The organism is Mesorhizobium sp. M0276 (genome assembly GCF_040321755.1).
In the GTDB taxonomy this organism is placed as follows: Bacteria; Pseudomonadota; Alphaproteobacteria; order Rhizobiales; family Rhizobiaceae; genus Mesorhizobium.
Map to the genome: position 1 here is coordinate 14,767 of NZ_JAMYSC010000003.1, position 22,620 is coordinate 37,386.

20 protein-coding genes are annotated in these 22,620 nt (G+C 65.0%); 10 read left to right on the forward strand and 10 right to left on the reverse strand.

The annotated features are described in order from the left end of the window. Positions 1-26 precede the first annotated feature (26 nt). Together NKJ01_RS03350 and NKJ01_RS03355 are read right to left on the reverse strand one after the other, a co-directional pair. Positions 27-716, reverse strand: coding sequence for an SDR family NAD(P)-dependent oxidoreductase (locus tag NKJ01_RS03350; protein ID WP_352726081.1), 690 nt, complete (start codon positions 714-716; stop codon positions 27-29). A gap of 155 nt (positions 717-871) precedes the next feature. Then, complete coding sequence (locus NKJ01_RS03355; protein WP_352663647.1) at positions 872-1,732, reverse strand: MurR/RpiR family transcriptional regulator; 861 nt, start codon at positions 1,730-1,732, stop codon at positions 872-874. 176 nt (positions 1,733-1,908) lie between these two features. Between NKJ01_RS03355 and murA the strand changes: the two genes are divergently transcribed. From murA to NKJ01_RS03400, 9 genes are all read left to right on the forward strand, one after another. Then, positions 1,909-3,165, forward strand: a complete 1,257-nt coding sequence (murA, locus tag NKJ01_RS03360; RefSeq protein WP_352726083.1) for a UDP-N-acetylglucosamine 1-carboxyvinyltransferase — start codon at positions 1,909-1,911, stop codon at positions 3,163-3,165. After that, positions 3,162-4,061: a glucosamine kinase nucleotide-binding domain-containing protein gene (locus NKJ01_RS03365; RefSeq protein ID WP_352726085.1), complete on the forward strand. Its 900-nt coding sequence runs from the start codon at positions 3,162-3,164 to the stop codon at positions 4,059-4,061. The genes murA and NKJ01_RS03365 overlap by 4 nt, the downstream gene beginning before the upstream one ends. Before the next feature lie 157 nt (positions 4,062-4,218). After that, the gene (gene murQ / locus NKJ01_RS03370) at positions 4,219-5,142 is read left to right on the forward strand and encodes an N-acetylmuramic acid 6-phosphate etherase (RefSeq protein ID WP_352726497.1); all 924 of its coding nucleotides are present in this window, start codon (positions 4,219-4,221) and stop codon (positions 5,140-5,142) included. A gap of 96 nt (positions 5,143-5,238) precedes the next feature. After that, entirely contained in the window at positions 5,239-6,756 is a 1,518-nt protein-coding gene (locus NKJ01_RS03375) for an ABC transporter substrate-binding protein (protein WP_352726087.1), read from the forward strand. A gap of 31 nt (positions 6,757-6,787) precedes the next feature. After that, positions 6,788-7,747, forward strand: coding sequence for an ABC transporter permease (locus tag NKJ01_RS03380; protein ID WP_352726089.1), 960 nt, complete (start codon positions 6,788-6,790; stop codon positions 7,745-7,747). Next, positions 7,747-8,586 carry an ABC transporter permease gene (locus tag NKJ01_RS03385; RefSeq protein WP_352600557.1) on the forward strand — a complete coding sequence of 280 codons (840 nt, stop codon included), beginning with the start codon at positions 7,747-7,749 and terminating at the stop codon, positions 8,584-8,586. Before NKJ01_RS03380 ends, NKJ01_RS03385 begins: the two co-directional genes overlap by 1 nt. After that, on the forward strand, positions 8,583-10,331 hold the full coding sequence (locus NKJ01_RS03390; RefSeq protein ID WP_352726092.1) for an ABC transporter ATP-binding protein: 1,749 nt from the start codon (positions 8,583-8,585) through the stop codon (positions 10,329-10,331). The genes NKJ01_RS03385 and NKJ01_RS03390 overlap by 4 nt, the downstream gene beginning before the upstream one ends. Positions 10,332-10,560: 229 nt before the next feature. After that, a complete protein-coding gene (locus NKJ01_RS03395) occupies positions 10,561-11,562 on the forward strand; it encodes a serine hydrolase domain-containing protein (RefSeq protein WP_352726094.1) in 1,002 nt (333 codons plus the stop codon). After that, a complete protein-coding gene (locus NKJ01_RS03400; RefSeq protein ID WP_352726096.1) occupies positions 11,562-12,677 on the forward strand; it encodes an anhydro-N-acetylmuramic acid kinase in 1,116 nt (371 codons plus the stop codon). Before NKJ01_RS03395 ends, NKJ01_RS03400 begins: the two co-directional genes overlap by 1 nt. On the opposite strand, the gene NKJ01_RS03405 is transcribed toward NKJ01_RS03400, so the two are convergent. Genes NKJ01_RS03405 through NKJ01_RS03415 form a run of 3 tightly spaced genes read right to left on the reverse strand, consistent with a single transcriptional unit; the run spans position 12,678 to position 16,311 of the window. Continuing rightward, positions 12,678-13,103: a GNAT family N-acetyltransferase gene (locus tag NKJ01_RS03405; RefSeq protein ID WP_352726098.1), complete on the reverse strand. Its 426-nt coding sequence runs from the start codon at positions 13,101-13,103 to the stop codon at positions 12,678-12,680. After that, a complete protein-coding gene (locus NKJ01_RS03410; RefSeq protein WP_352726100.1) occupies positions 13,100-14,491 on the reverse strand; it encodes a sigma-54-dependent transcriptional regulator in 1,392 nt (463 codons plus the stop codon). The genes NKJ01_RS03405 and NKJ01_RS03410 overlap by 4 nt, the downstream gene beginning before the upstream one ends. Next, positions 14,488-16,311 (reverse strand): sensor histidine kinase, encoded by a 1,824-nt coding sequence (locus tag NKJ01_RS03415; RefSeq protein ID WP_352726499.1) that lies wholly within the window; start codon positions 16,309-16,311, stop codon positions 14,488-14,490. Before NKJ01_RS03415 ends, NKJ01_RS03410 begins: the two co-directional genes overlap by 4 nt. A 330-nt stretch (positions 16,312-16,641) precedes the next feature. On the opposite strand from NKJ01_RS03415, the gene NKJ01_RS03420 reads away from it, so the two are divergent. Then, on the forward strand, positions 16,642-17,970 hold the full coding sequence (locus NKJ01_RS03420; RefSeq protein WP_023756663.1) for a dicarboxylate/amino acid:cation symporter: 1,329 nt from the start codon (positions 16,642-16,644) through the stop codon (positions 17,968-17,970). Positions 17,971-18,153: 183 nt separating this feature from the next. Here the strand turns inward: NKJ01_RS03420 and NKJ01_RS03425 are convergent, their stop codons facing one another. From NKJ01_RS03425 to NKJ01_RS03445, 5 genes are read right to left on the reverse strand one after another with little or no spacing between them, the layout of a single operon-like run. Beyond that, positions 18,154-19,176, reverse strand: coding sequence for an ROK family protein (locus NKJ01_RS03425; RefSeq protein WP_352726102.1), 1,023 nt, complete (start codon positions 19,174-19,176; stop codon positions 18,154-18,156). Continuing rightward, positions 19,173-19,895 (reverse strand): ribulose-phosphate 3-epimerase, encoded by a 723-nt coding sequence (locus NKJ01_RS03430; RefSeq protein WP_352726104.1) that lies wholly within the window; start codon positions 19,893-19,895, stop codon positions 19,173-19,175. The genes NKJ01_RS03425 and NKJ01_RS03430 overlap by 4 nt, the downstream gene beginning before the upstream one ends. Further along, entirely contained in the window at positions 19,895-20,725 is an 831-nt protein-coding gene (locus tag NKJ01_RS03435; RefSeq protein WP_352726106.1) for an alpha/beta fold hydrolase, read from the reverse strand. Before NKJ01_RS03435 ends, NKJ01_RS03430 begins: the two co-directional genes overlap by 1 nt. Then, positions 20,725-21,543, reverse strand: a complete 819-nt coding sequence (locus NKJ01_RS03440) for a sugar phosphate isomerase/epimerase family protein (RefSeq protein ID WP_352726108.1) — start codon at positions 21,541-21,543, stop codon at positions 20,725-20,727. The genes NKJ01_RS03435 and NKJ01_RS03440 overlap by 1 nt, the downstream gene beginning before the upstream one ends. Next, complete coding sequence (locus tag NKJ01_RS03445; RefSeq protein ID WP_352726110.1) at positions 21,543-22,619, reverse strand: Gfo/Idh/MocA family protein; 1,077 nt, start codon at positions 22,617-22,619, stop codon at positions 21,543-21,545. Before NKJ01_RS03445 ends, NKJ01_RS03440 begins: the two co-directional genes overlap by 1 nt. Position 22,620 lies beyond the last annotated feature (1 nt).

The window sequence follows — 22,620 nt, forward strand, 5'->3', positions numbered from 1 at the left end:
CGCCCCTTGGGCGACCCGTTGGATTGTCAAAACGTCTCGACCCAGGGCCGCAGCTCAAGCTCCGAACTCCAGGCGCTGCGATGCTGGCGATGGGCAGCGAAATAGGCCTCGGCGACGGCGTCCGGCGACAGGCGGCGGTCCGGCCGGTCCGGGTCACCGGGCTGACCGGGCGGCTCGATCGCCCCGTCGATGATGAAGTGGGCGACGTGGATGTTCCTCGGGGCGAGTTCGCGGGCCATGGACTGCGCCAAGCCGCGCAGGCCGAACTTCGGCATGGCAAAGCCGGCCGAGCCGGAAAATCCCTTCACACTGGCGGTGGCGCCGGTGAACAGGATCGATCCGGAACCCCGGACAAGGAGCCGACGCGCCGCCTGCTGGCCGACCAGGAAGCCGCCATAGGCGCCGACCAGCAATGCCTGTTTGACCGCTTCGGCATCGAGTTCGGCGATCGGGCCGCGCGTGCGCGCGCTGGCATTGAAAACCACGAGCGCCAGCGGACCGGCCTTGTCGGCGGCGTCGAACAGCTTGGCCACGGATGCGGCGTCGGCGACATCCGTCTCCACGGCAAGCGCACCGGTCTCGTCGACCAGAGCGCTCAGCTTCTCGACGTTGCGGGCGGCCAGAACCACGCGAAAGCCTTCGCGGGTGAGAAGGCGCGCAAGCGAGGCGCTCAGACCAGCGCCGGCGCCTGCGATGACGGCCACATCGGATGTCATGATTTTTCTCTCCTTGCGGATTTCGGCGGAAGCGTTTCGCCTGATTGGGCAGGGTCGCGCCTTCGCGGGTGACAGGCAAGAGATGGAATTGCTGCAGTTGTTGAGCCAGAACGGCCGTGAGCCCGGCGTAGCGCGGTCCGGTGTCGCCTGTGGCGCTACGAAGACCGCTCGGCCTTCAGCACCGAAACCGCCGCTTCGCTGTTGTGGACATAATCGTTGGCGTCCGGCTGCTTCTGCACCAGCAGGATGAACAGCAAGTCGGTCAGCGCCAGTTGCGCATCGCGCGCGGTGATCGAGGACGAGCGCGCCCGCTCCTCATCGGCGATGGTGTAGAGGCAGATGTCTGCGACGCGGCTCAGCGGATTGTCGTGCAGGCCAGTGACTGCGATCACGGTCGTGCCGCGCTTGTAGGCAAGCTCGGCGATGCGCAAGGTTTCGATGCTGGCGCCGGAATAGGAGAGTGCGAACAGCACGTCGCCTGGCCCGAGCGTCGAGACATTGGCCATCTGGATGTGGCTGTCGCTGTCATGCAGGACATTGCGGCCAAGCTTCATCAGCTTGTAGGAGAAATCGCGCGCCACCAGCGAGGAAGCGCCGACGCCGACCAGATGGATGCGGCGCGCGCCATCCAGCAATTCCAGCGTCCTGGAGATGATGCGCTCGGTGTTGGCGGCGACCGTGCGCTGCATCGACAGGAGCTTGCTGCCGATCAGCTTCTTCAAAATGACCTGGTAGTTGTCGCCGACCTCGATCGACCCGTGGATCATGCCCGCCGGCACCTGCCATTCCTGCGCCTTGGCCTCGCTGACCGCGAGCTTGAGCTCCTGATAGCTGGCATAGCCGAGCTTCTGGCTGAACTTGACGACGCTCGACTGGCTGCGTCCAATCTCGGCGGCAAGAGCCGCCGTCGACAGGCGCAGCATCTGGTCGGGATTGTCGACGATGTACTGGCCGATCTCACGATCGCCAGGCGCCATGCCGTCGAGCTTCGCATTGATCCTGTTCAGAACTGACACGGATTCCCTCGCGCTTTCAGGTGACGGCAAAAGGAATAAAATATTCCAATTCCGATTGACAGCCAAGAACGTGGAATTAATTCTCGACTGGATCGGGCCAAGATCCGGAATTCGGAGCAACATCTCCAGAGCGAGCCGCCCGTGTGTGGCCGGCTTTCGCACAAAGGTTTCAAACCATGGACAGATTGCGGATCGTCGGCGGACAAAGACTGGAAGGCGCGGTCACCATATCCGGCGCCAAGAACGCGGCTTTGCCGCAGATAGCGGCCGCGCTGCTCAGCCCCTTCCCGCTCGAACTGACCAATCTGCCTGATGTGACCGACGTCGAAAACATGCTCGGCGTGGTGCGGCTTCACGGCGCCCAAGTGACGCGGACGGCGCATGCCGCGACGATCGACACCAGTGCCGCCGTATCCAAGGAGACATCCTACGACACGGTGCGAAAAATGCGGGCGACGGTGCTCGTGCTGGCGCCGCTGCTGGCGCGTTTCGGCCATGCCCGGGTTTCGCTGCCGGGCGGCTGCGCGATCGGTGCGCGGCCGGTCGACATGCATGTCTCAGCACTCGCCGCACTGGGCGCCAGGATTGCCATCGAGAACGGTTCGATCGTCGCATCAGCGCCGAACGGACTGACCGGCACGCGCATCGTCCTGAGCTCACCATCTGTCGGCGCGACGGAAACCGCCGTGATGGCAGCGACCACGGCCAAGGGCGAAACCGAGATCCTCAACGCGGCCCGCGAACCGGAAGTGGCTGATCTGGCCGCTTGCCTCAACGCGATGGGCGCGCGCATCGAGGGCGCCGGTACGCACCGCATCCTGATTGCCGGCGACACAAGTTGGCATGCGGCCAGGCACGACATCATCCCGGACCGGATCGAGGCCGGCACCTATGCGATTGCCGCAGCGATCACCGGCGGCCAGCTAGAGCTGACCCATGCCCGGCTCGAGCATATGGCCTCGGTTGTGCAATTGCTGGAGGCCACCGGCGTCAGCGTCTGGCCCGGCGACCGCGGGCTCATCGTCTCGCGCGATAGGCCACTCAAGGCTGTCGATCTCACCACCGAACCCTATCCGGGGTTTCCGACCGATCTCCAGGCGCAGTTCATGGCGCTGATGTGTTGCACTGACGGCGCATCGCTGCTGCGTGAAACCATCTTCGAGAATCGCTTCATGCATGTTCCCGAATTGATGCGGCTCGGCGCCAACATCAAGCAGCAAGGCACCACGGCGCTGGTGCGCGGCGGCGAGAAACTGCATGGCGCGCAGGTGATGGCCACCGACCTGCGCGCTTCGGTGTCGCTGGTGCTGGCGGCGCTGGTCGCCGAGGGCGAAACCATCATCAACCGGGTCTACCACCTCGACCGCGGCTATGAGCAACTGGACCACAAGCTGCGCCTGTGCGGCGCCGATATCGAGCGGCTGAGCGCATGAGCCCGGGGCGCTATTTTCTCGGCGTCGACGGAGGCGGCACCGGCTGTCGCGCCCGCATCGAGGACTCGGATGGCACCGTTCTGGGACAAGGACTGTCGGGCCCGGCGACGACGCGGCTCGGCATCGACGCAGCCTGGGCGTCGGTCGCGAAAGCGTTTGGCACGGCGGTCGAAGAGGCGGGTTTCGGGGCTGCGGAGATCGCCCGGACCCACGCCGGCATCGCCCTTGCCGGCATCGGCCGCAAGGGCGCGCTGGAAGCACTCAGGGCGATCGCGCATCCCTTCGCCAGCATCGATTTCGTCAGCGACGGAGTCGGCGCCTGCCTGGGCGCGCATTCGGGCCAGGACGGCGCCATCGTCATCGCCGGCACCGGTTCGATCGGCCTCGGCTTTGTCGACGGACGCGACCTGCGTTTCGGCGGCTACGGCTTTCCGATCTCCGACGAGGGCAGCGGTGCCGATCTCGGCCTGAAAGCCGTGCAGCTGGCGTTGCGCGCCCATGACGGCCGGCATGAGCGGACAGCACTTCTGGCAGAAGTGATGCAGCGTTTCGACGACGATCCGATGGAAGCCGTCGCCTGGATGGACCGCGCCAGCCCCACGGACTATGCCGCCCTGGCGCCGATGGTGATGCGCCACGCCGATCAGGGCGATCCGGTCGGACGGCGCATCGTGCAAAGTGCGGCCGAGCAGATTGATACGCTGGTGCGCGTGCTGTTCGAAAAAGGCGCGCCGCGTGTGGCCTTGCTCGGCGGCCTCGCCAGCGCGCTCGAACCGTGGCTCTCCCCCGACGTCCGGCGCCGGCTGAAGCCTGCTGACGGCGATGCCGTGTCCGGCGCGATCATCCTTGCCAAGAGGTCCGTTCACCGACGGCAGCGTCTTGCCCCGAAGGAATAAAATATTCCAGATTTCTGTTGACGATACGAATATCCAATTCTAAAAAGTTAACAGAGAAAACAGGGTGCGAGGACGGGCTCTAGGTCCGCATATGCCCGCTCCCGATCGGTGAGCCGTGCTCATCCGGCTGTGCCGCATGGCTCTTGAAAGCACTGGGATGACCGAGCAAGGGTTGATGTCTGAGCTGGACCGGCTGGTCTCCGAGGGCCGGAACCCGAGGACGATGGATATCGACCTGCTGCCGACCATCGACGTCCTGCGCAAGATCAATGACGAGGACAAGGCTGTTGCGGCGGCTGTCGAAAAGGTCCTGCCTGAAATCGCTGCCGCGGTGGACCGTATCGTGCTTGCCTTCCAGAGAGGCGCGCGGCTTGTCTACATGGGCGCCGGCACCAGCGGCCGGCTTGGCGTTCTCGATGCATCGGAGTGTCCGCCCACCTTCGGCGTGCCCGAAGGCATGGTGGTCGGCCTGATCGCCGGCGGTCCCGACGCTTTGGTGCGGTCGACGGAAGGCGCCGAGGACGATCCGAAAATGGGCGCCAAGGAATTGCGGGAGATCACGCTCACAGCAGACGACGTGGTGGTCGGCATCGCGGTCAGCGGCCGCACGCCCTATGTCATCGGCGGATTGAACTATGCCCGGCAGGTGGGCGCAACGACGGTCGCCCTGTCCTGCAATCCGGCGTCTACCATCGCCGGCATCGCCGACATTGCCATCTCGCCGGTCGTCGGCCCGGAGGTGCTCACCGGCTCGACACGGCTGAAGTCGGGAACCGCGCAGAAGCTGGTGCTCAACATGCTGACCACCGCTTCGATGATCCGCATCGGCAAGAGTTATCAGAACCTGATGGTCGACCTTAACCCGTCGAACAAGAAGCTTGTCGCCAGGGCGATCAGGATCGTCATGCAGACGACCGGCTGTACGGCGCGACAGGCAAAGCAGGCGCTCGGCCAGACCGGCAACGATGTCAAGCTGGCGATCCTGGTGACGATCACCGGTATGGGTGTCGAGGAGGCGCGCGCGGCTCTCGGCAAGGCCGGCGGGTTCCTGCGAAAGGCAATCAGCGACATGACGGCATGAGCCGCATAGACTGGGCCGATGGTCCAAAGCATGTGTGTCTTGGAAGCGGTCGGCAGAACTGCAAGGCATCGAGTCAAATCACAAAGGGAGACGAAAATGGCAAGGCATCTCACAAGAACACTGCTTTCAGGTATCACGCTGGCCGCTATACTCGGCATTGCGACGGTTTCGAGCCACGCGGCAACGCTGCACATGGCCTGGTCACAGGACGCCACGGGACTTGATCCGCACAAGCAGACGGCCTTTTCGTCGCTGCGGCTGCTGGAACTGATCTATGAGCCGCTGGTGCGGGTCGACGCCAGCCTGCAGATCATCCCTGCCATCGCCACCTCCTGGGAGTTCTCCAAGGACGGCAAGGAGCTGACCTTCAAGCTCGACCCCAAGGCGAAATTCCAGGACGGCGCCGCCGTGACCTCGGCTGACGTCAAGGCATCGTTCGAACGCATCCTCGACGAGAAGACGGGGGCTGCGGCTCGTGCCAACTTTCTGTCGATCGCAAGCATCGATACGCCGGATGCAGCGACCGTGGTGTTTCATCTGTCGCAGCCCGATGCGCCCATCCTGACCGCGATGAGCGACGTCAACGCGGCCATCGTCCCGGCCGGCGAAATCAAGGCCGGCTCGATCGGCACCAAGGCTTTAGGCTCGGGACCCTTCAAGCTTGACAAATGGGACCCTAACGCCAAGGAGGTCTTGAGCGCCAACAAGGATTGGGCCGGGGGCGCAACCGGTGTCGACGGCATCGAAATCAGCGTGCTTCCCGATGAAGCTGCGATCCTGGCCGCCATGCGCACCAAGCAGATCGATTTCGCGCTGCTCAACGACCCGCTCGTCGCCACGCTGGTGCCGAAGGAATCCAGCCTGCAGTTGAACCGCGTGCCGGTGCTCGCCTATCACGTGCTGCAGCTCAATCCGTCGCGCAAGCCGATGACCGAGCTCAAGGTGCGCCAGGCCATCTCCTGCGCCATCGACCGCCAGGAAGTGCTGGACACCGCTTCGCTGGGCGAAGGCAAGGTCACCGGGCCGCTTACCATTCCGGCGCTCGCGACCGACCCGAGTCAGTTGTTCTGCTACAAGCGCGACGTCGAAAAGGCCAAGAAGCTGATGCAAGAGGCCGGCTATGCCGACGGCTTTTCGGCGACCGTAATCGGCGCCACCGGCGAACCGCCGACGGCAGCGGCGGAGGCCCAGGTCATCCAGTCGCAGCTCGCCGAAATCGGCGTCAAGCTCGACATCAAGATGATGGAGCTCAACGTCTATGTCGACGCCTGGCTGAAGGGCGACTTCGACATGGCGATTGCCTTGAACGGCGGCCGCGCCGACCCTTACACCATGTACAACCGCTACTGGACCAAGGCGGGCAATCTGCAGAAGGTGGCGAACTACATCGACGACACGCTCGACAGCCAGATGCAGCAGGGCCGCGCCGAAACCGATCCGGCAAAACGCAAGGCGATCTTCGCCGCGTTCGAGAAGCACCTCACTGAAATGTCGCCGTGGATCTGGCTCTACACATCCTACAGCTATACGGCCCAGCAGAAGAACATCGCCGGGTTCGTGCCGACGCCGACGGGTACGCTGTTCAGCCTGAGCAAGGTTACCATCCAGCAGTAGCCACCGGCATTGGACGAGAGGACTTCTTCGCGTGAACTATCTGATGCGACGACTGGCGACGTTTCCTCTCGTCCTGCTTGGCGTATCCGTCCTGGTCTTCGTGGCGATCCGGATGGTGCCGGGCGATTCGATCACGGCGATGCTGGGCACCGAAGCCGGGCTGCTGACGCCGGCACAGCGCGACTCGCTCGCCGCCTATTTCGGCACCGACCAGCCCTGGTTCGTCCAGTACTGGCGCTGGATAGGCGGCATCCTGCATGGAAATCTCGGCATCTCGGTCACCTATGGCAGGCCGGTGCTCGACGTCATCCTCGAGCGCTTCCCGCTGACGCTCGAACTGGCTGTGCTCTCGATGATCATCGCGCTCGCTGCCGGCATGCCGGCCGGGATCTATGCCGCCACGCACAACGAGAAGCTGTCCGATTTGGGAGTGCGCATCGTCGCCATGATCGGCCAGTCGACGCCGAGCTTCGTGCTAGGCCTGCTGATCATCTACACGCTGTCGGCCGGGTTCGGCGTGCTGCCGGCGATGGGCGAGTTCGCACCGCTCTGGCAGGATCCCTTGCGCAATCTCAGCCAATTGATCCTGCCCGCCATCACGCTCGGCTTCGCCTTCGCCGCGTCGGTCACCCGCATATCGCGCTCTGCCATGCTCGATGTGTTGAGCGACGACTATGTGCGGACCGCGCGCAGCAAGGGCGCCTCGGCGCGCAGCGTCATCTGGCGGCACGCTCTGCCCAACGCGCTCATCCCGGTCGTGACGCTGAGCGGCATCGAGTTCGGCTACCTCCTGGGCGGCGCCGTGATCGTCGAGCAGATCTACGCGCTGCCCGGCCTCGGTCGCATGGTGCTGGACGCGATCCAGCAGCGCGACTACGCGCTGGTGCAGGGCAGCGTGCTGTTCATCGCCTTGAACTTCATGATCGTCAATCTCCTGGTCGATCTCGCCTATGTCGGGCTCGATCCGCGCATCCGGCTTGGAGAGTCCTGATGCGCATCCTGCGCGCCATCTTCGGCCACGGCAGCGGCCGCATCGGCGGCGTCATCGTCGGCGCCTATATCACGGTCGCCATCCTCGCCATGCTGGGGCTGACGCCGCACAATCCCATCACGCAGTACCGCGTCGACCGACTGCATGCCCCCAACGGCGTCTACTGGATGGGTACCGACCTGTTCGGCCGCGATGTGGCCAGCCGGCTGATGGCAGGCATCGGCCAGTCCTTCACGGTTGCCTTCTTCTCGGTGGCCTTCGCCACTCTGGCCGGCACCGTGCTCGGGCTGGCCGCCGCCTGGCTCGGACGCCGCTGGGACGGTGCTGTCATGCGGATCATGGATGTGCTGCTGGCCTTCCCGGCCATCCTTTTGGCGCTGCTCATCGTCACCGTCGCCGGACCCGGCACTTGGACCAGCGTCGTTGCCATCGGCATCGTCTACACTCCGATATTCACCCGCGTGGTGCGTGGCCCTGCACTGTCGCTCAAGGCGCGTGAATTCGTCGATGCCGCACGCACGTTCGGCAGCAGTTCGAGCTACATCGTGACGCGCCATCTGCTGCTCAATCTGGTGGCACCCTTGACCGTGCAGGTGACGCTGGCGCTGGCATGGTCGCTTTTGACCGAAGCCGGCCTGAGCTTTCTTGGCCTCGGCACGCAGCCGCCGGCGGCCTCGCTTGGCCTGATGCTGAGCGACAGCCGCAATCTGATGGAGACCGCCCCCTGGCTGATGATCTTTCCGGGGCTGACGATCATGATCAGCATTCTCGGCTTCAACCTGCTGGGTGACGCCCTGCGCGATATCCTCGACCCGAAGATGCGGAGAGCGCCGGCATGATCCCGCTGCTGTCCGTTCGTGACCTGCGCGTTGGCTTCGGCCGCGATTCGCAAGCCAATGAAGTGGTGCGCGGCATAAGCTTCGATCTCGCCGATGGCGAGACGCTGGCCATAGTCGGCGAAAGCGGCTCGGGCAAGTCCGTCACCGCGCTCTCGATCAACCGCCTCATCGATTTCGGCGGCGGCCGCATCACCGGCGGCGCCATGAGGCTGAAACGCGCCGACGGCAGCCTTTTCGACCTGATGACCGCGACCGAACCGCAACTGACCGGCATTCGCGGTGCCGAGATCGGCATGATCTTCCAGGAGCCGATGACCTCGCTCAACCCGGTGCTGACCATCGGCTGGCAGATCGAGGAATCCTTTCGCCTGCACCGCGGCCTGACCGGCAGGCAAGCCACTGCAGCGGCCAAGGATGCGCTCGACCGCGTGCGCATTCCCGATGCCGCGCGGCGGCTGAAATACACGCCCAACCAGCTGTCGGGCGGCATGCTGCAGCGGGTGATGATCGCCATTGCGCTGGCCTGCAATCCGCGCCTGCTGATCGCCGACGAGCCGACGACGGCACTCGACGTGACGGTGCAGGCACAGATCATGGCGCTGCTTGCCGAACTGAAGCGGGAAACCGGCATGTCGATGATCTTCATCACGCATGACATCGGCCTGGTCGCCGGCATCGCCGACAAGGTGATGGTGATGCAGAACGGGCAGGCCGTCGAACAGGGCGAGCTCAACCAGATCCTCGACAATCCGCAGCACCCCTACACGCAGCATCTGCTGCGGGACGTGCCGCATTTCACCAACGGCAGCACCACGCGTTCGGATGGACGGCGCGACAAGGGCGCGAGCCACGAGCCGGCCTTGAAGGTCGACGGCCTCGTGGTGCGGTTTCCTCTCAAGAGCCGTTTCTTCAGCCGCGCCACCGGCGCCGTGCATGCCGTCGACGGCGTCGATTTCGACCTAATGCCGGGCGAAACTTTGGCCATCGTCGGCGAGAGCGGTTCGGGCAAATCGACCACCGCGCGTGCCGTCCTGGGGTTGGTGCGGTCGACGCGCGGCAGCTTCTCGGTCGGGGCTAGAAAAGCTTCTGCTCAGCAAAGCGCCCTGCCCGTGCAGATGGTGTTCCAGAACCCCTACGCCTCGCTCAATCCGAGGCTCAGCATCGAGAGCATCCTGGCCGAACCGGTGATCGCCACCGGCGGTCGGGTCGATGCCGGAACGCGGGCCAGGATGGCGAGCCTGCTGGAACGCGTCGGCCTGCCGAAAAACAGCCTGGAGCGTTACCCCCACGAATTCTCCGGCGGCCAGCGGCAAAGGCTGTGCATTGCTCGCGCGCTGATGCTCAACCCTTCCGTCGTCGTTCTGGATGAAGCGGTGTCGGCGCTCGACGTCTCGGTGCAGGCCAAGGTGCTGGAGCTGCTGGTCGATTTGCAGCGCGAGTTCGGGCTAGCCTATCTGTTCATCTCGCACGACATGGCGGTCGTCGAGCGGATCGCGCACAGGATCGCCGTCATTTATGCCGGCCAGATCGTCGAGATCGGTGATGCGACCTCGGTGCTGTCGCAACCGAAGCATTCTTATACGAAGAAGCTCATCGCCGCCGTTCCGACCATCGACCGACGGCACGAGCATTTCGAGATCGATACGCGCCAGGTTCCTTCGCTGGTCCGCCCGCAGGGGTTTGAGCCGGCTCCGGCGCGGTGGGAGCAGTTTGGCGGGGATCATATGGCGAGGGTGGAGGTGTGATGGGTGGCGCGCAGACACTTCTAAACTCGGCGGGACAGCACCCCCCTCTGCCCTGCCGGGCATCTCCCCCGCAAGGGGGGAGATCGGATGTCGCCTCGGCTTTCGCCAATCTCCAAGATTGGAAGGTTGGCGGGACATCAACGCTGCCAATCTCCCCCCTTGCGGGGGAGATGTCCGGCAGGACAGAGGGGGGTGTGACGGATCACGGCCTCTCGGACGGAGGCCAACATTGAGCGACCTCTCCCAACTCTTCGACCGCGCCTTCCAACCACTTGCAACCGCAGTTTCCACCAAGCGCATACCTGGCGGCGTGCTTGGCATCGTCGACAAAAGCGGCCACCGCATCACCAGAGCAATCGGCTCCGCGCAGCTCGTGCCAAAGCCCCGCCCCATGCGGGACCACACCTGGTTCGACCTGGCATCGCTAACTAAGGTCATCTTCACCACGCCACGCATCCTGGCGCTGGCGGAAGATGGGGTCATCGATCTCGATGCGCCGCTGGTCTCGGTGCTGCCGGACCTGCGCCAGTATGATGCAGAGGCCTGGGAGCGGAAGGTGACGTTCCGGCAGTGCCTCGGCCACCAGACGCCCTTTCCGGCGGTCGAGCCGATCTACACGTATGGGCGCGACCCCGAACTGCTGCGCGCCTTCATCCTGCAGCGCGAATGGCGGGCCCGCGACCCGGTCTATTCCGACATCAACTTCATCCTGCTCGGCTTTGTGCTGGAGCGGCTGTCGGGGAAGACGATCCGGAACATGGATCCCGGCCCCGGATTCGCCTGGTCCGCCGAACCGGATGCTGCCGCCGCGACCGAGGACTGCACCTGGCGCCATCGCGTGCTGTCCGGCGAGGTCCACGACGACAATTGCTCGGCGCTGCAAGGCGCGGGTCACGCCGGCCTGTTCGGAACAGCCGCTTCGGTGCTGGATTTCGCGCAAGGGCTGCTGACCGGCGCCTCCGAACGTTCGATCGCGCTGATGCGCACGCCCCTGTCGGCCACCCGCACCCATGGCTGGGAGCGCCCGTATGAAGGCTGGTCCGGCGGGACCTTGTGCAGTCCGGGCACTATCGGCCACACCGGCTTCACCGGCACGGGACTGTGGATCGACTTCGACGGAGGCAAGGCTTGGACCTTGCTCACCAACCGGATCCATCCGACACGTCATTTCGACAGTGGAATCGGTTCGCTTAGGCAGGCGGTCGGCGATCTCGTCAATGGAGCTCAATAATGGAACCAATCTGGGCCGTCGGCCTGATGACCGGCACCGTGCTCGACGGCAACATCGACGTCGCGCTGATCAAGACCGATGGCGAACGGATCGACGATTTCGGCACCTATCGGTTGATGCCTTATCCCTCGTCGATCCGCTCCCTGCTGGAAGAGACGCTGAAGGAGGCACGGGCCTGGAACTTCACCGGGCCGGAGCCGGCGATTTTTCGCAAGGCGGAGGAGGCCCTGACGCGTGCCCAGTCGGCGGCGGTCAAGGAGTTGGTCGAAGGCTATGGCATGACGATGGCCGATATCGGCGTCGTCGGCTTTCACGGCCAGACGGTGCTGCATCGTGCGCCGCAGGTTGGACGGCTTGGCCAGACCCGGCAGCTGGGCGATGGCGAACTGATGCACGCCCTGTTGGGCACCAAGGTCGCCTACGATTTCCGTTCGGCCGACATGCGCGCCGGTGGGCAAGGCGCGCCTTTGGCCGCTGTCTATCACACGGCGCTGATGCGCAGCGCCGGCGCCAATGGCGAGGTGGCGGTGCTCAATCTGGGCGGCGTCGCCAACATCACCTGGTGGGACGGCGCCGACAATGTCGTTGCTTTCGATACCGGCCCCGCCAATGCGCCGCTCAATGATTTCATCAAATCGAAGGGTCTGGGCGAAATGGACCGCGATGGCGCACTTGGCCGAGCGGGAACGGTCGATGAGGCAAGGCTCGCCAAGCTGTTGCAGCACCCCTATCTGACCAAAGCCTATCCCAAATCGCTAGACCGATTCGACTTCGGTGCCGCGATGGCGGACGGTTTGAACGCCGAAGACGGTGCTGCCCTGCTCACCGCCTTCACTGCTGCCGCCGTCGGCAAGGCGCTCGATCTTCTGCCACGGCGGCCTAGAAAGCTGGTGGTCAGCGGCGGCGGGCGCCACAACCCGACGATGATGGCAATGCTCGCCAGCCGCGCCGGCGTCGAGGTGGTGCAGGCCGAAACCCTTGGCTGGAGCGGCGACGCTGTGGAAGCGGAGTGCTTCGCCTTCCTCGCGGTTCGCGTGCTGCGCGGCCTGCCGATCAGTTTTCCAAGCACCACCGGCGCGCCGCAGCCGATGCGCGGCGGGCGGCTGGCCGGCTGATCAGGCAACCAGTTTCTTCTGCAGGAAGATACGGCTGCGGCCGACCGGGAAATCGGCAAGCGTGCCGAAGGGCTGATAGCCCTGTCGCTGATAGGCCTTGGCGGCATTCGGATTGAAGGTATCGATCCAGGCATTCTGGCAGCCGCGACCGACGGCTTCCTGTTCGGCCGCGTCCAGCATCCTGCCGGCCACGTGCTGGCCGCGCAGCCTCTCATCGACCCACAGCCATTGCACATAGAGCCAGCCCCAGGCGGTGTAGCCCGAAATGCCGGCAACGACCGCACCGGCCTCGTCGCGCACGAACACGGCCAGGGCCTTCCTTTTGGAAGCACCGACATCGCCATCGTTGAATGCCGTCAGACGCTCGCCGAGAAAGGTGAGTTCTTCCGGCAGGGGATTTGCCGTCGTTTCAAGTGTCGTCTTCATATCGATCCCCGAACAGGGTGCGCGTCCTGATCGCCGCCGTTGCGAAATTCGGACGCGGCGATGCCGTAGCGCTTGAGCTTGTCGTAGAAGGTCTTGCGCGGCACGCCGAGCGCATCGATGGCGCTGCGCACATCGCCGCCATGGTCGCGCAGCGCATCGCGGATGAGTTCTGCTTCGTAGAGGCCGACCCGTTCGGGCAGCGTCGCCTCTGGTTCCGGTACTCGGGTGGGTACCACCTTCGTCTCATCGTCCGGGCCGAGGCCGAGCGCGACGCGATCGGCAAAATGGGCGAGCTCGCGCACATTGCCCGGCCAGGCATGCGACTGGAGATGGTCGCTGACCGCGGCGTTCACCTTGGCGACGGGCCGGCCGAATCGCTCCGAGGCCTTGCCGAGGAAATGCCCGAACAGCATCGGGATGTCGCCGCGCCGCTCACGCAGGGGCGGGATGCGCAGCGTCACCACGTTGAGGCGAAAATACAGGTCCTCACGAAAGTCGCCGCGCTGGTCCGGCCTGCCGAGATCGACCTTGGTCGCCGCGACGACCCTGAGGTCGACGCGGCGGGTCTCGTTCGAGCCAAGCGGTGTCACGCTGCGCGTTTCAAGCACCCGCAGCAGCTTGACCTGGAGGGCTGGCGGCATGGATTCGATCTCATCGAGAAACAGCGTGCCGCCGCTGGAATGCTCGATGCGGCCTATCCGCCGCCGTTGTGCGCCGGTGAACGCGCCCGCCTCATGACCGAACAGTTCGCTTTCTATCACGGTCTCCGGCAGCGCGCCGCAATTCAGCGCCACGAAGGGTTTTGCCCGGCGCCGCCCCCATCTGTGCAGAAGATCCGCCACCACTTCCTTGCCAGTTCCGGTCTCCCCTTCGACCAGCACGTCGACATCCATGTCGGCGATTTGGCGCAAGGTTTCGCGCAGGCGCCGGATGGAAGGCGCTTCGCCGATCAGCGGCAGGCCGTCGGCAGCCTGCGCCGCTGCCTCGCGCAGCCGCCGGTTCTCCATCACCAGCCGCCGCTTCTCCGATGCCCGTTTCAGCGCCTCGACCAAGCGATCGCCGGCATAGGGCTTCGGGATGAAATCGTAGACGCCGTCCTTGAGTGCGGCCACCGCAAGATCGACATCGCCATGCCCGGTGACCAGGATCACAGGTATGTCCGGATCGATCGCCTTGATGCGGTCGAACAGCTGCAGGCCGTTCATGCCCGACATGCGGATGTCGCTGACGACCACGCCCTCGAAATTCCCGTCGACGACACCAAGCGCTGCCTCGGCGGCGTCGAGCGCGACCACGGTGAAGCCGGCAAGCTCGAGCAATTGCGTGGTGGCGTGAAGCAGGTCCGCATCGTCGTCGACGAGTGCCACCAGCCCTGATCGGTCCGTCATTCTATCCGCCTCAGGTCGATGGTGAAGGATGCGCCGCCGGCGCTGCCGGAGGCGCTGGCGCTGCCGGGATCGAGCCGCAGCGTGCCGCCGAGTTCCTGGGCGATCTCCTGCGAGATCACCAGCCCGAGGCCGAGCCCCTTCTCTTTGGTGGTCTGGAACGGCATGAACAGACTGCCGGCGGCCTCCGCCCCGACGCCGGGGCCATTGTCGCGCACCGAAATGAGCACCCTATCGTCGCGCTCCGCGAGTTCAATCTCGATGCGGGGATCAGGCTGATCCTTCATGGCGTCCAGCGCATTCTGCAACAGATTGACGAGGATCTGCTCCAGCCGGATGCGGCTCGCCATGACGACCGGCGACGCGTTGCCGCGCGGCTTGACGATAGTCACCCCGGAATCGCGGATGCGGCCGGACAGCAGCGACAGCGCGCCGTCGATCGCCTCGCGCACCGGCAGCGGCGAGGCGGCGACGCCTGGCCGGCGGGCGAAGGTGCGTAAGGTACTGGTGATCGCGCCGATACGTTCGGTCATCGAGACGATCGACGTCAGATTGCCGCTGGCCGGCACGGTCTTGCCGCTGTCTAGAAAGCGGCCGGCATTCTCGGCATAGGTGCGGATGGCGGCGACCGGCTGGTTGATCTCATGCGCCACGCCGGCCGCGATCTGGCCGAGGATGGAAAGCCGGTTGGCCTGGGCGAGGTCGTCACGCAGCCGGCGGACCTTGGCTTCGGCGTTCTCGCGCTCGGCGATTTCGCCGGCAAGGGCGGCGTTGGAGCGCGTCAGCTCGGCCGTCCGCATGCTGACCCGGCTCTCCAGTTCGACATTCATCCGCGCCAGCGCTTCCTGCCTCAGCCGGTGGGCGCGCCGGCGCCGGGTCAGCACAAAGGTTAGCAAGCCCATCAGCAGCAAGCCGAGCAGCGTGGTGAGGCGCGCCGTGTTGGCGGCGGCGGAGAGAGCAGCATCGGCGGGCGTCAGCAGCCAGAGACGCCAACCGGGGACAGCACCCGGCAGGTCCTGCACAACCTCGACGAACTGGCGCTGCTTGCCGGCACTGTCGATCGTCGCCAGGCCGTCACCAGCGCCGCGTCGGATCGGCAAGGGCTCGAAGCCGGCATCGGCCAGCTGGAGCTGCTCGTGGGCAGCGGCGGTGTCCTGCGCCGAGAGTGGTGCGAGGGCACGAAACCGCCAGTCGGGCTGACTGGTAGCCAGCACCACGCCACGTTCATCGGTGACGAAGACGAGAAAGCCGCTGGAGCGCCAATTGGCTTCGACGCTGTCTAGCTCGACCTTCAACACCGCCACGCCAAGCGGCTTGGCGCCATCGTCGACCCGGCTGGCCAGGTAAAGGCCTGGCTTGCCGCTGATCGTGCCGAGGCCATATTGGCTGGCGGCACCCTTCGCCATGGCCTCCTGAAAATAGTGCCGAAAATTATAGTCGATGCCGACAAAGCTGGTCGGCTCGCCGGCATTGCTGGCTGATATGGCGATGCCTGCTGTGTCGATGACATAGATGGCGGACGCCGAGGCATCGCCGGCAATCGCCTTGAGCTTGTCGTCAAGGGCCTTTTCTTGCATTTTTCCGGCTCGGCGCAGAGCGCCGCGTACAGCGTCGTCACGTGCCAGCACCAAGGGAACCAGGCGCTGCTTTTCGATTTCGCCGGTCAGCGTCCCCGCCGCCAGCGGCAGGGCCGCAAGTGCTGTGTCGCGGAGATTGTCGGCCGCCTGGCCGGCGGCAATGCGCCCGGCAATTGCGATCGCGCCAGCCAGGAAGGCAAGGGCGACGACCGCGACAAGCCAGCGGCCATCGCGCAGCCGGGCCACCGCCTCGCGCAGCAATTGACGTCCGGCAAATCCAGGGGATTCGCTATCGGTGCCTGCTTGCGACGTCTGCCCTCTCCTATTCCTCAAGCCGTCCCGACTTCCCGGCCAGTGTAATGCGAAAATCCGCCCAGGCAAACAATGCCTGTGCGGAAATCCGCACAGGCATTACCCGCTTAACCTCGAACAAGGGCCGAAATGCCGGGATTCCGGCCTTTTCCCGATCTGGCACGACGCTTGCAAAAGTCCTTGCAGCGGCGTGCGACCGGAGCGCCGCGATGGGAGAAGTCACGCAGGGCGGTGCATTCCGCCCCATCCGGCAGGGAGAGTTCGATGCACATCGCAGATCATTCAGGCGCGGCTTCCGCGCGGCGCAAGCCTTTCTATGCCCAACTCTACGTGCAGGTGCTCGTCGCGATCACCGTCGGCATCCTGCTCGGCCATTTCTATCCGTCGATCGGCGAAAGCATGAAGCCGCTCGGCGACGCCTTCATCAAGCTGGTCAAGATGATCATCGCCCCGGTCATCTTCCTGACCGTGACGACGGGAATTGCCGGCATGAGCGACCTGCAGAAGGTCGGGCGTGTCGCCGGCAAGGCGATGCTCTACTTCCTCACCTTCTCGACGCTGGCGCTGATCATTGGCCTTGTCGTGGCCAATGTCGTGCAGCCGGGCGCCGGCTTCAACATCGACCCGGCGACGCTCGATGCCTCGACCGTCAACACCTATGCCGCCAAGGCGCACGACCAGTCGGTCACCGGCTTCCTGATGAACATCATCCCGACGACGATCGTCGGTGCCTTCGCCGACGGCGACATCCTGCAGGTGCTGTTCTTCTCGGTGCTGTTCGGCATTGCGCTGGCGCTGGTCGGCGACAAGGGCACGCCCGTCCTCAATTTCCTGCAGGCGCTGACGACGCCGATCTTCAAGCTGGTCAGCGTGCTGATGAAGGCAGCCCCTATCGGCGCCTTTGGCGCCATGGCGTTCACCATCGGCAAATACGGCATCGGCGCGGTCATCAACCTCGCCATGCTGGTCGGCACTTTCTACGTGACGTCGTTTCTGTTCGTCTTCGTCGTGCTGGGGGCGGTCTGCCGCTACAACGGGTTCTCCATCCTGTCGCTGATCCGCTACATCAAGGAAGAGTTGTTGCTGGTGCTGGGCACCTCATCGTCTGAGGCAGCCCTGCCCTCGCTGATGGAGAAGATGGAGAAGGCCGGCGCCAAGCGCTCGGTGGTCGGTCTAGTCATTCCGACCGGCTATTCGTTCAACCTCGACGGTACCAACATCTACATGACGCTGGCTGCGCTGTTCATCGCTCAGGCAACCAACATCCACCTGTCGATGGGCGACCAGATCCTGCTGCTGCTGGTTGCGATGCTCTCGTCCAAGGGTGCCGCCGGCATCACCGGGGCAGGCTTCATCACCCTTGCCGCCACGCTTTCGGTTGTTCCGGCGGTGCCGGTCGCCGGCATGGCGCTGATCCTTGGCGTCGACCGTTTCATGTCGGAGTGCCGGGCGCTGACCAACTTCGTCGGCAATGCCGTCGCCACGCTGGTGGTGGCGCGCTGGGAAGGCGAACTCGACGAGGCCAAGCTGGCGAGAGCCCTGGCAGGCACCGCGGATGACAACCTGCCGGCGGATGTCGTTCCCGCCGAGTAATAGTCCGTGCGGTCTGATACCAACAACGGCCGGAGGCATGCTGCCTCCGGCCGTTGTTGTTCAGGTCGCAACGTCGATTTTCCGCGGCCCGACGAAGACGACGAATTCGCGGTCGCCGACATCAAGGTCGACGCCCTTGATCACCTCCACTCAAAGGACTTGCGCACGCCGCGCAGCTTGAGCTCAGCCATTGAAGTCCCTCCTCCGGTCCGGACAGGTGCTCGGGCCGACAGGCATGCGAGCCGCCAAGGTGACCACGTCATCGAACAGGACAAGGCTGGCGGCGCCGACGAGACCGGCGTGGCGGCCGAGTTGGGCCTGAACGACCGGCACGTCGCGATAGGCGCGCATGGCCCGCTGCCTGATCGTCGCCTCGATGGTCGGCAGCATCAGGTCGAGGCCATTTGCAATGCCGCCACCGACGACCAGCACATCGGGCGAATAGAGATGCAAGAGGTTGGTGAAGCCGACGCCTAGCCAGCGGGCTTCCTCGTCCAGCAATGCCGAGGCAAGGCCATCCCGCAGCCGCGTCGCCTCGACGACATGGCGGCCAGTCACCTCCGCGTCCGCAGACAGGCGCCGCAACGTCGAGCCGTCGCCGGCGGTCGTGGCGGCGGTGGCGCGGCGGCCGAGCGCTGTTCCAGAAGCGATCGCCTCGAAACAGCCGACGACGCCGCATATGCAGCGCTCGCCTTCGTTGGTGATGGTCATATGGCCGATCTCGGCGGCAAGGCCGCGGCGGCCGTGCAGGATGCGCCCGTCGACGACGACACCGCCGCCGATGCCGGTGGAAACCGTGACGAAGACCAGCGAGCGCGCACCATGACCGGCGCCGAAGCGCCATTCGCCGAGCGCGGCGGCATTGGCGTCGTTCTCCAGCCGCACCGGTAGACCGAGCCGCCGTTCGAGGATATCGGCAAGCGGCACGTCTAGCCAGCCGGCGAGCGTCGGCGGTCCGACCGCAATGCCGGCTTGCGGATCGAGCGGCCCCGGCGCGCCAACGCCGACACCGACAATGGCGAGCGCCGGGGCCTCGGCATACACGGTTGCCGCCAGCGCCTCGATCTGGCCGATCACCGCATCGGGACCAGCCTGCGCCTGCGTCGGCACCGCCGCGAATGCCAGGATCTTGCCTTCACGGTCGACCAGGGCGGCGCGAAGCTCCGTCCCGCCAAGATCGATCGCGAGGGCGGCTTGTATTGTCATCCCGCGACCTTCAATCCGTACAGCCAGGCGATGCGGCCGGCGAGGTCTTTGTCGCCGAAGGCGAGCGAACCGAGAACCACGGTTTCGGCCCCGGCGGCACGCAGCAATGGCACCGTCTCGTGGCGGATGCCGCCATCGGCCGCCAGAACCACGTCTGCCTCGCGGCCGGCCTGCTTTAGGACGGCGCGGGCGTCGCGTAGCCTGTCGCAGGCCTTGTCCGAGAGGCTCTGCCCCTTGACGCCGATTGCCGTCCCGAGGAGCGTGACGAAGGCGACCTCGGAGACGAAAGGCGTCACCGTCTCGACCGGCGTCTCCAACCTGAGCACGACGCCGGCTTCGGCGCCGAGTTCCCGGGCCAACCGGACGGCGCGCAACCCCGCCTCGCCATTCTCGGCATGGACGCTGATCATGTCGGCGCCGGCCTCGATGAACTGGCGCGTCTGCGCCTCAACGATTGCTTTGTCGACCATCAGATGGACATGGATGGGCTTGGCCGTCAGCCTGGCGATGCGGGCGACGAGATCAGGAAAGAACAGGAAGGACGGGGCGAAATGCCCATCCGCCACATCGATGTGGTGAAGATCGACATAGGGCTCGATGCGTTTCAGGTCGCTCTCGAAGTTGGCGAGGTCGGCAGACCACAGCGAGAATTCGGCTATCATGCGATCGCGTGGCAATGCGGCGATAGCGGCTGGGCCGGAGAGTGGTTTCGAGATCATCATGGGTCCTGGTTGTTGAAACGAGCATCGAGAAAGCCCGCGATAGCAGCGCGGATTTCGGCGAAATGGCGATCTTTGTCGGTGCCTTTCGGCGCCACCTCGGTGAAGACTGCATTGGGGATAGCGTCGGCAAGGCTGCGGGCGGTCGCCAGCGGATGGACGAGATCGATGCCGCTGCCAATCACGAGCGTGGGGATTGCGAGGTCGGCGGCTACTGGCTGTGTGATGCCAGGCCCGTCCTCTGCGATCGCCTGCATCACCTCGGCGAAAATTGACGCGTTTTCGCGCGCGAAGAAGCCAAGCAAGGAAGCGAGATTATCCGGCGCTTCCGAGCGAAACCGGGCAGCGGTGGCGGAGGCCGCGAAGGCATCGCGCGCTTCATCAAGCGAACGGCTGCGGATGAATTCCGCCACTTCCACGTAAGGGCGCATGTTTTGCGGCGCTGCTTCGAAGGCCCAGGCCGGGCGCACAAGCACCAAACCCAGGACGCGGTCCGGATACCGGACGGCAAGCTGCAAGGCGATGGCCGCGCCCATCGAAATACCGCCAGCAACGAAGTCCTTGATGCCAGCAGCATCGGCGGCAGCCAGCACATCTTCGGCAAACATGTCGATCGAAAAGGGGCGACCGCTGCCGGCGCCGGAGCCGCCCTGCGCGCGGCATTCGACGGTCAGCCGGCGGTAGGAAGGACTGTCGGGAAAGTTCAGCGCCACCTGCGCGGCATCGCCTCCAAGGCCATGCTGGAAGACGACGGGAAGCCCGGCTTGCCGCGTGTCGAAAACACGAAGTGCCGCATCGTCGCGAAGCAGGATCGCCGGTGCTACGCCCATCAGAGCAGCCCCCGCAGGAAGGCAGCGACACCGGGAGCTTCCTCGGCGGACAGGCCGTGGGTGACGAGCGATCCCTCGAAGCCGACTGCCTTGAGCCGCGCGACGAAATCGGGGAAGTCGACAATGCCTTGCCCAGACGTGGCAAAGCGGCCATCACCGTGGCGATCCTTGGCGTGCGCCATGGCGACGTGGCCGGCTGCCTCGTCGATCGCTGCGGCAACGATGGAGCGCGCCTCGTCGGGCGTCGCGTGTTCGAACAGGTTCGCCGGATCAAGCACGATCTTCAAGTGCTTCGACCCCATCTCGGCGATCAGCCTGATCGCGTCGTTCGCCGAGGTAACGATGTTGGCCTGCTCTGGCTCGATGCCGAGATCGACGCCGGCCTCTTCGGCCAGCGCCAGCGCCTTCGACATCTCGGCGGCCATATCGGACCAGGCGGCAGGCGTGGCATTGTCAGGATGATAGGCCCACTGATCGGCGGCGTTGCGCGAGCCGGTGCAGAGCGTGACCAGCGGAATGTCGAGGGCAGCAGCAGACTTGATGATGACGGTGAGACGCCGAAGGCCATCGTCGCGGACTGCCTTGTCGGGATGCGCCATATTGTAGGTGCCCGACAGTGCTGCGAGTGAAACACGGGTCGACCGCGCGGCGATGCGGATGGCCGCGATCGCCTCCGCCGGCACGACATCCGGCATCGACGGCAGGCCGGCGCAGGCGAGATTGAACTGCGTCGCCTCGTAGCCGGCCTGCTTAACCGCTGCGAGCACCGCGGCCGGCTCGGCACCGGGAAAGGTCTTGGCGAAAATGCCGAGACGCATCAAACCGCTCCCGAAACCGAGGCGAGCTCAACGCGTTCACCTGATGCCACCGAGCGTGCGATGGCAACCATGGCGCGGATCGAGGCGATGCCGTCCTCGACATTGGCGCCGCGCATCGGCGCGCCTTCCAGCACGGTTTGAGCAAGACCTTCCAGCTGGCGGCGAAAGAAATGGCCGTCGGCACCGAGCGGCTTGTGGGCGGAGGCAGTCTTCTCGTGAAATATCTCCACCTCGCTGGCGCGGAAATACCAGGGGTTGAATGTTCTGGCGATCACCGAACCGTTCTCGCCATAAAGCTGAAAACCTTCGTGCCAGTCCATGCGTACGGCGACGGTCAGGTCGAGATGGCCGAGCGCACCGCTGGCGAATTCGGCCTCGACGAACCAGCAATAGGCGCCGAAGCGTTCGTTGAGGCGGGCGCGCACGGCGACTATATCGCCGCACAGGAAGCGCGCCGTGTCGACAAGATGCGAGCCATGCGCCAGCATGAAATACTGGCGCAGATCGGCCTTGGGATTTCCCCCCGGCTTCTTCGCCAGCTTGCTGGTGACGGGCAGCGGCTGCACGGCATCGGTGTTGGTGTAGCGATGGGTGGAATCGCAATACCAGGCCTTCAGCGCCAGAACCTCGCCGATCTCGTCGCGGACGAAGTCGCGCGCTGCTTCCAGCGCCGGGTCGAAGCGCTTCATGTGCCCGACCTGCAGCACCCTGCCCGAGCGCCTAACCGCCTTAGCCAGCGCCTCGCCTTCCTCGACCGAAGTGCCGATCGGCTTTTCGCACAGAACATGCTTGCCGGCATCGAGCGCCTTGATCGACATCGGCACGTGATAGGCGTCCGACGTGGCGACGATCACCGCTTCCAGTTCGGGATCGGCGAGCATTGCGTCATAGTCGCCATACATCTTCCGCGGTTCGTAGGTGGCGCCCATGCGGGCAAGCAGATCGGGGGCCGCGTCGCAGATAGCGTAGAGGTCGGCATTGCCGGCCTTGACGCAGGATTCCAGATGCGCGAACTGCGCGATGGGGCCGCAGCCGAGCACGCCGACCCTGAGGCGTCTGTCCTGTTTCTTGATCATC